We start from the raw sequence: 12,658 nt of genomic DNA on the forward strand, positions 1-12,658 counted from the left end.
AACTTCTACTTCCTTTCGGTCAATCTCTTTTTTTCATATTATCATATAATTTCTGTGATGTCTATTCCTTTAGAAATCAAGAATATATGTACTTGAATTACAAATTCAATGACAAATTTTATCTTTGGTATATAGTTACAAATTCTAATATAAAAAATAGGTAAAATTAAACTATTGATATAAAATCTATTGCGTGTTATGATTTATTTACCTAATGAGCACGAGCACAATTTGAAAGGAGATTGAAGAATGAAATTTGGAGTGTTATATTCCTACTGGGGAAATGAATGGAGATGCGATTATATCGAAACAGCTGGAAAGATTCAGAAAGCAGGTTTTGATATTATGGAAGTAGGGGCAGGACATCTGCTGGAGATGTCGGATTTACAGCTACTGGAACTGAAAAATACCTGTAGTGAACTGGGGCTGCAGATTACGGCGAATATAGGGCCGGCGAAGGAGAAAGATGTTGCTTCTAAAGATCCGTCAGTCCGGGAAGCCGGAATCTCTTATTTAACGGATATTATGAAAAATATGGTGAAGATAGGAGCGAAGAAAATTGTAGGAGTGATGTATACATATTGGCCTAATGATTTTTCGGACCTGAATAAAGATGAAATCTGGAGTAGAGGTGTTGAAAGTGTAGGAAAGATGGCTAAGACGGCAGAGGAACTGGGGATTGAGATGTGTCTGGAGGTAGTAAACCGATTTGAAACTCATATTCTCAACACCTGTGAAGAAGGAGTAAAATTCTGCAGGGAAGTCGGGTCACCTAACGTGAAGCTGCTGTTAGATACATTTCATATGAATATCGAAGAAGACAATATTGCAAAGGCTGTACGATGTGCCGGCAACTATATGGGAGAACTCCATGTAGGAGAAGGAAACCGTAAACTACCGGGACAGGGAGCACTTCCCTGGGGAGAAATCGGCAAGGCACTTCAGGAAATTGGATATGAGGGAAGTGTTGTAATGGAGCCATTTGTGAAGATGGGCGGACAGATAGGTAAGGATATCAAAGTATGGAGGGATCTGAGCAATGGGGCTGATGAAGAGAAGCTCAGCAGAGAGCTTGCGGATTCTCTGGCGTTTCTGAAAAGTAAGTTCTAAAAGAAAACGATATAAAAGGAGATTAAACGGATGGCAGATATATGGATTATGGGTGAGATGATTGTAGAGATTATGCGGATCGAAGAGGGGGTTTTGCTGGATCAGCCGGGTTTATTCAAAGGTCCGTTTCCAAGCGGGGCTCCGGCAATCTTCATTGATACGGCAGCAAGGCTGGGGCACAGCGCCGGGATAATCGGCGGAGTCGGAAAAGATGACTTTGGTAAAAATATTCTGAATCGTCTGAGAGGGGACGGAGTAGACTGTTCCTGTGTGATGGAAAGTGATACAGGGGCAACCGGAGTGGCATTTGTAACCTATTTTTCCGATGGTTCCAGGAAGTTCATTTTTCATATGGGCAACACTCCTGCAGCCGAAGCTAAAATGCCCGGCAGGGAAGTAATGAATGGTGTCAGATTTTTTCATGTTATGGGATGCTCTCTTCTTTCTAATAAGAATTTTGCCAAAGAGATTCTTGATACCATGAAACTTGCAAAAAGCTTAGGGGCAAAGATTTCTTTTGATCCCAATATCCGCAAGGAATTAATGCATGACCAGGAAGTATCAGGGATTGTGGGAGAAGTCATGGCTAATACAAATATTTTTTTACCGGGCGTGGATGAGCTTCTCCAGATTACAGGGAAAAGTACAGTGGAAACGGCAGTAGAAGCCTGCTTTGAAAACCCGGAACTGGAGATACTGGTGCTTAAAAACGGTTCCAGGGGATGCAGTATCCATACGAGGGAAGGAAAATCAGATATCTGTGCTTTTTCGATTGAACCGGTGGATGCAACTGGTGCCGGGGACTGTTTTGACGGAGCATTTATATGTGGTTTGCTGGAAGGCAGAGATTTAATTGAGGCTGCCCGGATGGCATCGGCCGCAGGAGCGTTGAATACAATGGCATTTGGTCCAATGGAAGGTAAGATCAGTCCGGATTCAGTAAAGGCGATGATGGAAGGGGTAAAGTAAGCAGGCAATTAGAACACACTGCGGAAAAGAGGAAGGAATGGAAAATAACGTAAAACTGGAATTAAGAAATATCTGTAAAAGCTTTCCCGGCGTCAAGGCACTGGATCACGTTAATATTTCATTGCGTAAGGGAACGGTACATGCCGTGATGGGAGAAAATGGCGCAGGAAAATCTACCCTGATGAAAATCATCAATGGTCTGTATCAAAGAGATTCCGGACAGATACTGCTGGATGGGAAAGAAGTGTTTTTTGCAAGCCCGCTGGAATCCTCGGCAGCGGGAATAGCAATGATTTATCAGGAATTAAATTTCTTTCCCGATCTTACCATTGAAGAGAATATTTTTATGGGAAAGCATCCCGGAAAGGCCGGAGTGGTTGATTGGAAGGAACTGCGCAATAATGTGAAATCTATTTTCCGGGAGAATGGTCTGGATTATGATCCGGGAATGAAAATTAAAGAGCTTTCCGTTTCTAATATTCAGATGCTTGAAATTGTAAAAGCAGTAGCATTTAAGGCGGAAGTAATTATTATGGATGAACCTACATCTTCCATCAGCAATCAGGAGGTGGAAGCTCTTTTTGAGACAATTAACCGTCTGCGCAGTCAGGGAATCAGTATTCTTTATATTTCGCACAAAATGGAAGAAATTTTCCGGATAGCAGATGATATAACGGTGATTCGGGATGGACAATCGATTATCACAGGTCCGGCAGCTGATTTTAACAATGACACCCTGATTGCCCATATGGTAGGAAGACCAATTTCCAATATCTATCCCAAAGAGGAGGTTCCCCTTGGAAAAGTAATCTTTGAAGTTCGGGATTTATCCAGCAAGAATACCTTTGAAAAGGTAAACCTCACCTTAAGAAAAGGGGAAATTATTGGAATGGCAGGACTCGTGGGAGCGGGGCGGACGGAAGTCGCAAGGGCGATATTTGGACTGGACCCATATGATTCAGGGGAAATTATTTTAAATGATAAGAAAGTAGAGATTAAAAATGTTTCTCAGGCTATTCGTAACAAAATACTGATGGTATCAGAAGACCGCAAGAAAGAAGGGGTGGTGGGAATCAGAAGTATTCGCGAAAATATTGCGCTTGCCAGTCTCCGGGTAAGGAAGGGCGGTTTTCTGAACCTTAAAAAAGAAATGGAAGAAGCAAAATCAATGTCTTCCATGCTGAACGTGAGAGGCGCCGGTATAGAAACTGATCTGGGATCTTTAAGCGGAGGAAATCAGCAGAAAGTAATACTGGCAAGATGGCTCATGCTGGATGGTGAAGTACTGATACTGGATGAACCGACCCGTGGAATTGACGTGGGGGCAAAGCTGGAGATATATAATATCATGATGAAGCTGGTGAAAGAAAAAGGACTCAGTATCATTATGATATCTTCTGAGCTGCCGGAATTAATCGGAATGTGTGACCGCATATATGTTATGAATAAGGGGTATGTGACGGGTGTCATTGGAAGAGCTGAGTGTTCCCAGGAAAGAATTATGAAATTAGCTACAAAAACCGGGGGAAAAGGAGAAACGGGTGAAAGAAAATTTAAGATGGAAAGGTAGCCACACTGTGATACTTTCACCTTTACTATTTTGTGGCAGTATTGCAGACAGGCCTGCAATATGCAAGGGGTATAAAAATGAAAAGTAATGTAAAAACGAGAATACAAAAATTTTCTACATTTTTAATTTTGATTGTGATGGTGGTGATCTGTTCCTTTTTGTCACCGAAATTCATGACATCAACAAATCTAATGAACATATTAAAGCAAGTGAGCATTGTAACAATTTTGTCTTTTGCCCAGGGTATGGTAATTATCAGCGGTGAAATAGATCTTTCCATCGGAAGCCTTGCGGGAATGGCTGGAACTTATGCATGTATCTTATATGTGGCTACCGGCAATCTGCTCCTGGCTGTTTTATTCGGACTTCTTCTGGGGGCTGTAGTTGGCGCTTTAAACGGGTTATTTGTAGCCCATTTTGGACTTCCTTCGTTTATCGTTACCCTGGCGATGCAGACGATAACCTTTGGCAGTATCTGTCTGTATACCGCTGGAAATAATGTCTATAAGATTGGTGATTTTAAGATTCTTGGACAGGGTACCGTATTTGGTGTAATTCCAATTACCGTAGTATTTATGGCTGTTATGTGCCTGATCACCCATATTTTATTAAAATATACAAAGTTTGGAAGATACATATATGCAATTGGCGGAAATAAAGATGCAGCAAATGCAGCAGGTATTCAGGTTAGAAAGACAAAATGGGTCACCTTTATTATTTCAGGAGTTTTTGCAGCGATTGCCGGCATGATTTTAATGGGAAGATTAAATGCAGGAATTCCCAGTGAAGGAACAGGATATGAGACAGATGCCATAATGGCCACGGTTGTGGGAGGAACCAGTTTTGCCGGAGGTGTGGGTACGGCTTTTGGAACGCTGGTTGGTTCATTAATTATTGGAATATTAAATAATATTATGAATCTGTTAGGGGTAGAGTCTTATTCCCAGCAGATCATCAAAGGTTTTTTGATTATTATAGCGGTATTGTTTGATATTCGGTCGAAAAGAGGAAAACGGAAAATGAAGATTATGGAAACTACCTCTGAAATAGCTCAGAGTAGTAAATAAATATGAAATCAAGGAGGGTTTAAAATGAAAAGAAGAGTATTAAGCGTAATGTTAGCAGCGGTTATGATGGCGGCATTGTTTACAGGATGCAGCAGCGGCGGGGCAGAAGGAGCGGTAACGGAAAAAGAAGAAGCAAAAGAGACGGCAGAGACAGCAATGGAAGCAGTATCAAATGCTGCCAGTGATGCAAAGGGAGAGTTTGAAATTGCACTGCTTCCTACTGACATGTCAGCAACTTTTGCTGCCTGGCTGGCACAGGAACTTCAGATTGCAGTGAAACAATATCCCAATATGACCCTGACGATTCTGGATTCTAAGAATACATTATCTACCCAGCTGGCGAATCTGGAAAATTGTGTTACCCAGGGATATGATTATATTATTCTGCATCCATTGGAGCCCGATGCGGAAGCAGATCTGGTAGATCAGTATGTACAGGATGGAACACCGATTTTAATGGTTAACCAGAGCGACGGCGGTAGCCAGTACGCATCCAATGTAGATTGTGATCCCATAGAACAGGGGTCTATTGTAGCAGAAGTTGCAGCACAGAAAATCCCGCAAAATGGGAAAGTTGTAATCTTATTGGGACCATCCGGAAATTCTCATTCTATTGGAAGAAGAGAAGGTTTTCAAAAGACGTTGTTTGATGCAAGACCAGATATTGAGATTCTGGATGAGCAGATTGGAGACTGGGAAAAATCAAAGGGGATGAACTTTATGGAAGACTGGCTGCAGGCATATGATCAGATTGATGCAGTGGTTTCGATGAACGACGCTATGGCTCTTGGAGCCTTGGAAGCCGCGAAAGATGCGAAAAGGGCGGAAAATATGACCTTTTACGGTGTAGACGGATTGGCAGATGCAGTGTTGTCCATCAAAGATGGCGGGTTGACGGCTACCTGTGTCCAGAACGCAAAAGTAATGGCTGAAACTACATTTGGTATAATTGATAAAGTCCTTTCAGGCAAGGAAGAATTTGAAAAAACTTTAATTGAAGGACAGTTGATAGATGAGAAGAATGTAGATGAGTGGATTAAGATTCATACCGAAAACGGACAGATTAAATAGAACTGAAACTACTTATTAATGCAGTATCGCAGGCGGGACCTGGGATATGTAGGAGGTATAAAGATGAAAATAGCAACATTGACAAATCCGGAAGAAATTTTAATTACAGAAACGACCAAACCTGTAGCAAAAGAAAATGAGATTGTGATTAAGGTGGATTATATAGGAATCTGTGGTTCTGATATTCATGCCTATTATGGGAAGCATCCTTTTATTACATGCCCGATTACTTTAGGACATGAATTCGTAGGCAGGGTGGTGGAAACCGGGAAAGGGGTCAAAGGGGTACTGCCCGGAGAACTGGTCACGGCAATGCCGCAGATTTTCTGTCACCAATGTGAGCCCTGCCGGAGCGGCAGATATAATATATGCGATACCCTGAAAGTAATAGGATGCCAGACTCCGGGAGCTGCGTGTGATTATTTTGCTTTTGATGCTTCTTTGGTGAAGAAAATACCAAAGGGAATGCCAAAAGAAATCGCAGCTACCATAGAACCTGCAGCAGTAGGTGTCCATGCGGTACATAGAGGTGCTGATGTTAAAGGAAAAAATGTAGTTGTAATGGGTGCTGGTACAATAGGGAATCTGACAGCGCAGGCAGCTCTTGCGGAAGGGGCTAAGCAGGTTCTGATTACGGATTTATCCGATTACCGGCTGGAGGTTGCCAGGGAATGTGGAATTTCGCAAATTGCAAATACGGGAAAAGTATCTGTGGAAATAGCAATGAAACAGGCATTCCAAGGGGACAAAGCAGATATATTTTTTGAATGCGTTGGCATTGGTGCTACCGTTAATCAGGCAATAGAACTGTCTAAAAAGGGACATGATATTGTTGTAGTGGGAGTATTTGGAAATCGACCGGAAATCAATATGAGTCTGGTGCAGGATAAAGAACTGCGGTTAATTGGGAGTCTGATGTACGTGGAAAAAGATTACGATCGAACGATTGATCTGATGAACAGAGGCATGATCCACACAAAGCCTCTAATTTCCAAAACTTTTGAATTAGCTGATTATGCAAAAGCTTTCCGGTATATCGAAGAACATAAAGACAGCAGCCTAAAGGTACTCATTCAGGTTTCTGAGTGATCATATTGGGGATCCGATAAGGAAGAGAGGTGTTTGAATGAGTCCTGAGATAAGTTATAATAATATGAATGAAGACTTTACATTGGATGGAAAGAATGCGGTTATTACCGGTGCTTCCAGTGGCATAGGGTTGGAGATCGCTAAGATGTTCGCCAGAAAAGGTGCAGATATAATTGCATTTGATCTGGAAGATTCCCCGGAGTTGAAGGAATATGTATCCGGACAGGGAAAAAGATTTCTGTCTTGTTCCGGTGATATTACAAGTAAAGAAGTGGTTCAAGAGACGGTGAATGAAGCTATAGGAACATTTGGTAAGATTGATATCCTTGTGAACTGCGCCGGCGTTGGCTATCTGGAATCCGCAGAGGAAAGTACGGAACATGTCTGGGATCTGACAATGGCAGTTAATTTAACAGGTGCTGTGCGTATGTCACTGACTGTTGGGAAAACGATGATAAGGAATGGCGGCGGAAGCATTATAAATATTGCTTCTCAGGCAGGAGTAGTGGCATTAGAACGTCATCTTGCATATGGAACCGCAAAGGCAGGTCTGATTCAGGCGACTAAGCAGCTTGCACTGGAATGGGGAAAATACAATGTGAGAGTGAATGCGATTTCCCCGACTATTATATTAACTCCTATGGGTTCCATGAATTGGAACAATGAGCAGGGAGATGCGTTTAAGCAGATGATTCCATCCAGACGTTTTGGTTATCCACGGGAAGTAGCAGCCTGTGCAGTTTATCTGGCAAGTGATGCCGCCAGTCTGTTTAATGGTGCCAATTTGATTCTGGATGGGGGATATACAATTGCTTAAACTATAATTAAAGAACTCTAAAATTACAAAAATAATGATAATTATAAATAATCAGACAGAATTAATTAGTTGAGAATATAAAACCAGTGCGAATGATAATCAGAAGAATCAGATCATGTGATGCTTCCGAATATCAACACTGGTTTTTTGTATATATTTTGTAAAAACATGAATAATTGTACTATAAATATCTTATGTTTAGCATGTACAAAAAGAAGAATTCATTGTATACTGATCTTCATGAGTATGAAAAAGGACAGGAGGGAAATGCATAAAATGAAGAAATTTTTAACGCTGACGACTGGCGGGACAATTGCATCTAAGGAGAGTGAGCATGGGCTGCTTCCGGCTCTGGGCGGCGATGAACTGCTTTCATATATACCGGATATCGAAGGACTCTGCACGGTAGATACTTTAGAGATCTGCAATATCGACAGCACCAATATGAACTATAGTTACTGGTGTAAACTGGTAAGCTGTATCCAGGAAAATTATGATCGTTATGATGGATTTTTGATTGCTCATGGAACAGATACTCTGGCATATACGGCAGCTGCCATGTCCTATATGATACAGAATTCAAAAAAGCCTGTGATTTTAACCGGGGCACAAAAGCCGATCTCTTTCGAATCAACAGATGCAATGATGAATCTTCGTGACAGTTTCCATTATATGCTTCAGGATGATACCAATGGTGTACAGGTAGTATTTGGACAGCGTGCAATTGCAGGAACCAGAGCTAAAAAAATAAATACGCTGAGCTATCAGGCTTTTTCAAGTATTAATTTTCCGGATATTGCAGTGATCCGCAATAGTCAGGTGATCCGTTACATTACCGCCCCCAGGGGAGGAAATGCCGTATTTGAATTAAACTTAAATCCCAAAGTATTTTTGCTGAAACTAACTCCCTGCAGCTCTCCGGAACTTATTGAAGAAATATACCGGCTGTATGATGTAATTATTATAGAAGGATTTGGTGTGGGAGGGATTCCGGATCAATTGCTGGATACTTTTTGTAAATGCCAGAACAGCTATAAGCCACAGGAGAAAGTGCTGGTAATTACAACCCAGGTTATGTCTGAGGGAAGCCATATATCAGTCTATGAAGTAGGGAAACGACTGGAAGGAAAGATCCGCTATCTGGAAGCGAAGGACATGAATCTGGAGGCAGTTGTAACGAAATCAATGTGGATTATGGGCAAAAAGCCTGCGTCCTGGGAAGAAATAGAAACGTTATTTTACAGGACTATTAATTATGATATATTGGCAGGATCCGGAAGGTAGGCGCCAGAGCGTGTTTGAAAATTCATTCACCCATCTGCATGCCCGGCTTTGCGGCTTATTTGCCCCGAATGCAGGTTACGTAGCCCGCTACGTGCCCTTCATCTTAGTACGTTAGTACGCTGAAATTAAATAAAGAATATTGGAGATGAATCCCCATGAATTTAATAGTTAAATATCTTAAAAATTACAAGAAAATGTTTTTATTAAACATTTTGTCTGTCTTTGGATTTGCACTGGTAGAACTTGGCATACCAACGATTGTAGCCAGGATGATTGACCAGGGAGTTTTGACAGGAGACAAGAATTACATTTTTAAAATGGGTGGCATTATACTGGTGATTTCCCTGTTAGGGGTTGCGGGTACCATACTGCTGGGATATTGCTGTGCTTATTTATCCACTGCCATTACCCGTGATATCCGTACAGAGATGTTCCGGAAGGTGCAGGGATTTTCACACAGTGAATATCACCAGTTTGGTGCAGCATCCCTGATCACAAGGACAAACAATGATGCATTCCAGATACAGATGTTTATGAATGTGCTGTTTCGTACAGCGCTTATGACACCGGTTATGATTTTTGTCAGCTTTAGTCTGGTACTGCGTACGTCACTGCCATTATCGCTGATCATTATTTCTACGGTCCCGGTCATTATAGTGGGTGTAATCGCAGTTGCTAAGATTTCTGAGCCGATCAGTGAAAATCAGCAGATGGCAATGGAGGCAATTAACCGTGTTTCCAAAGAAAATCTAAGCGGAATACGTGTTATCCGGGCATTTAATAACGATACACATGAGCAGCAGCGTTTTAATGAAGAAAACAATCAGTATATGAAATATTCCAAAAAGCTCTTTAAGCTGATGTCTATGACCCAGCCGACTTTCTTCCTGTTAATGAATATTGCAGGAATGGCTATTTTTGCAGTTGCAGCTAAAATGATTGACAAAGGAAATCTGGAAATCGGAATGCTGGTGGCATTTATGGATTACCTGTTTCATGCTATGTTTTCCGTTATGCTGTTTTGTCTAGTCTTCATGATGTATCCCAGGGCAAGAGTCAGTGCAAAACGTATTGAAAAAGTAATAAAGCAGGATGTAAAGGTGAAAAATCCGGAGAATGGAAAACAGATGGAGTGCGAGGTAGAGGAAATCAACTTTGATCATGTGACTTTTGTGTATCCGGACGGAGAGGAAGCAGTATTAAAAGATGTCTCATTTTCAGCTAAAAAGGGGGAAAAGGTTGCTTTTATTGGCAGTACCGGTTCTGGAAAAAGTACCCTTGTAAATCTGATACCCAGAGCATACGATGTGACTGCGGGCAGGATCACCATGAATGGCACAGACATTCGGGAATACGATCTGAAAAGTCTGCGTAATACGATCGGATTTATTCCACAAAAAGCAATGCTTTTCCGCGGTACGATTGCTGATAATATCCGCTTTGGAAACCCGGAAGCTACCATGGCGGAAGTGGAAAAGGCAGCAAGAACTGCTCAGGCTTATGAATTTATTATGGAAAAGGGAGGATTTTCCGAAAACATTACGGAAAATGCAACGAATGTATCGGGAGGACAAAAGCAAAGGCTTTCTATTGCCCGGGCATTAGCAAAAAGGCCAAGAATCTACATATTTGATGATTCATTTTCTGCACTGGATTTTAAAACCGATGCAAAATTGAGGGAGGATCTGAAAAAAGAAACCGGAAATGCAATTGTCCTTGTGGTGGCACAGCGTATTGCAAGTATTATGGATGCTGACAGGATTATTGTATTAAATGAAGGAAAAGTTGTTGGCAGGGGAACCCACAGACAGCTTTTAAAGGAATGCCCGATTTATCATGAAATAGCAGCTTCTCAGCTGAGTGAGGAGGAATTGGATCATGAGTAGTAATAAAAAAGGCAAGTTTATTAAAAATCTGAAGCAGATGAAAAGGTATATTGCTCCGTATAAATGGAAATTTATCGGTGCTGTACTGATGGTTATTGTATCGGTAGCTGCCATGACGGTGGCTCCCAGAGTAGAAGGTATGATCACCACACAGCTTTCAAAAGATGCAATGGATATTATGAAAAAGCTGCCGGATGCAGGTGTTCACTTTGAGATAGTAACTAAAATTCTGGTTCTGCTGGCTGTAATTTATCTGATTAAAACATTTTCTCAGATCATCAGTGTATATTTGCTGACCGATTCTATTCAGAATGCCATGCATGACCTGAGAAATGATGTTCAGGACAAGATACGCAGACTCCCGGTACGCTATTTTGATACGAATAGTTTTGGGGATGTTTTAAGCCGGATAACTAATGATATCGACACCGTATCCGGAGCATTGCAGCAGAGTTTTAGTCAGGTCATCAGCGGGGTTCTGACATTGATTCTGGCGATTACAATGATGTTCACCATACAGCCGGTAATGGCATGTATGGCAATGTGCATTATACCATTGGCACTTCTGGTTACCAGATTTATTGTAGGAAAAAGCCAGAAGCAGTTCCGGGCGCAGCAGGATTCCGTGGGAGAATTAAACGGTACGATTACAGAAATGTATACCGGTTTTCAGGAGATATTATTCTTCAATAAGCAGGAATCTTCGGTGGAAGAATTTGTAAATATAAATGAGGATCTGCGTAAACATGCATTTAAAGCACAATTTATGTCCTCTGTAATGTCACCGCTGATATCCCTGATTACTTATCTGACAATCGGCAGTGTTGCAGTAGTGGGATCTGTTTTTGCCATCAGTGGAGGCATTTCAATAGGTAATCTGCAGGCGTTCATTCGTTATATCTGGCAGATTAATGACCCATTGTCCCAGGTTTCCCAGCTTTCTTCCCAGATTCAGGCTGCGTTTGCAGCAATGGACCGTATATTTGAGATACTTGGTGAAGAAGAAGAGGTTAAAGAAGCAGATCCGGCTGTAGAGCTTCCGGATGTTCAGGGCAAGGTGGTATTTGATCATGTATATTTCGGATATGGGAAAAAGCCTGTTATCAAAGATTTTACGGTAGAGGTACATTCCGGACAGATGGTTGCCATCGTCGGTCCAACCGGTGCAGGAAAAACAACACTGATTAACCTGCTGATGCGCTTTTATGATGTAAACAAGGGCAGGATTTTAATCGATGGTGTAGATATCCGCCAGATGAAGCGCAGCAGCCTGCGTTCCATATTCGGCATGGTATTGCAGGATACCTGGCTCTTCTCCGGAAGTATTTTTGAAAATATTAAATATGGTAGACTGGATGCCAGAAAAGATGAAGTCATCGATGCAGCAAAGGCGGCAAATGTCCATCATTTTATCAAAACTCTGCCCGGGGGCTATAATATGGTCATCGATGAGGAAGGCGGAAACATTTCCCAGGGAGAGAAACAGCTTCTGACCATAGCCAGGGCAATTTTAAAAGATCCTGATATATTAATACTGGATGAGGCAACTTCTTCTGTGGATACCAGAATTGAAAAAATGCTGCAGGACGCAATGAAAAAGGTAATGGTAGGAAGAACCAGTTTCGTTATTGCACATCGTTTATCAACAATTAAAAATGCAGATTTGATTCTTGTCGTAAAAGATGGTAATATTGTAGAGCAGGGTACGCACAATTCTCTGTTGGAGAAAAAAGGTTTCTACGAACAGTTGTATCATTCTCAGTTTGCAGGGCAGCAGGCATAAACTAATTTAAAT

At 41.5% G+C, this 12,658-nt stretch carries 11 protein-coding genes; all 11 read left to right on the forward strand.

What is annotated here, in order from left to right:
- Positions 1–249: 249 nt before the first annotated feature.
- Positions 250–1,110 (forward strand): sugar phosphate isomerase/epimerase, encoded by an 861-nt coding sequence (locus tag RHS_RS09635; protein ID WP_047833053.1) that lies wholly within the window; start codon positions 250–252, stop codon positions 1,108–1,110.
- A gap of 30 nt (positions 1,111–1,140) precedes the next feature.
- A complete protein-coding gene (locus RHS_RS09640) occupies positions 1,141–2,079 on the forward strand; it encodes a sugar kinase (protein WP_044296493.1) in 939 nt (312 codons plus the stop codon).
- Positions 2,080–2,116: 37 nt separating this feature from the next.
- Positions 2,117–3,649: a sugar ABC transporter ATP-binding protein gene (locus RHS_RS09645; RefSeq protein ID WP_047833054.1), complete on the forward strand. Its 1,533-nt coding sequence runs from the start codon at positions 2,117–2,119 to the stop codon at positions 3,647–3,649.
- 77 nt (positions 3,650–3,726) lie between these two features.
- On the forward strand, positions 3,727–4,716 hold the full coding sequence (locus RHS_RS09650) for an ABC transporter permease (RefSeq protein WP_070041510.1): 990 nt from the start codon (positions 3,727–3,729) through the stop codon (positions 4,714–4,716).
- Between the two features lie 24 nt (positions 4,717–4,740).
- Entirely contained in the window at positions 4,741–5,787 is a 1,047-nt protein-coding gene (locus RHS_RS09655) for a sugar ABC transporter substrate-binding protein (RefSeq protein WP_052378040.1), read from the forward strand.
- Positions 5,788–5,850: 63 nt separating this feature from the next.
- Positions 5,851–6,876, forward strand: coding sequence for an alcohol dehydrogenase catalytic domain-containing protein (locus RHS_RS09660; RefSeq protein WP_047833055.1), 1,026 nt, complete (start codon positions 5,851–5,853; stop codon positions 6,874–6,876).
- Between the two features lie 37 nt (positions 6,877–6,913).
- A complete protein-coding gene (locus RHS_RS09665) occupies positions 6,914–7,693 on the forward strand; it encodes a GolD/DthD family dehydrogenase (protein WP_047833056.1) in 780 nt (259 codons plus the stop codon).
- A gap of 276 nt (positions 7,694–7,969) precedes the next feature.
- Entirely contained in the window at positions 7,970–8,977 is a 1,008-nt protein-coding gene (locus RHS_RS09670) for an asparaginase (RefSeq protein WP_044289749.1), read from the forward strand.
- Positions 8,949–9,092: a DUF6783 domain-containing protein gene (locus tag RHS_RS30720; RefSeq protein WP_395021933.1), complete on the forward strand. Its 144-nt coding sequence runs from the start codon at positions 8,949–8,951 to the stop codon at positions 9,090–9,092. The genes RHS_RS09670 and RHS_RS30720 overlap by 29 nt, the downstream gene beginning before the upstream one ends.
- Before the next feature lie 40 nt (positions 9,093–9,132).
- On the forward strand, positions 9,133–10,863 hold the full coding sequence (locus tag RHS_RS09675) for an ABC transporter ATP-binding protein (RefSeq protein ID WP_047833057.1): 1,731 nt from the start codon (positions 9,133–9,135) through the stop codon (positions 10,861–10,863).
- Positions 10,856–12,646 (forward strand): ABC transporter ATP-binding protein, encoded by a 1,791-nt coding sequence (locus RHS_RS09680; protein WP_047833058.1) that lies wholly within the window; start codon positions 10,856–10,858, stop codon positions 12,644–12,646. Before RHS_RS09675 ends, RHS_RS09680 begins: the two co-directional genes overlap by 8 nt.
- Positions 12,647–12,658: the final 12 nt, after the last annotated feature.

It is taken from the genome of Robinsoniella sp. RHS, assembly GCF_001029355.1.
Taxonomy (GTDB): Bacteria; Bacillota; Clostridia; order Lachnospirales; family Lachnospiraceae; genus Robinsoniella; species Robinsoniella peoriensis.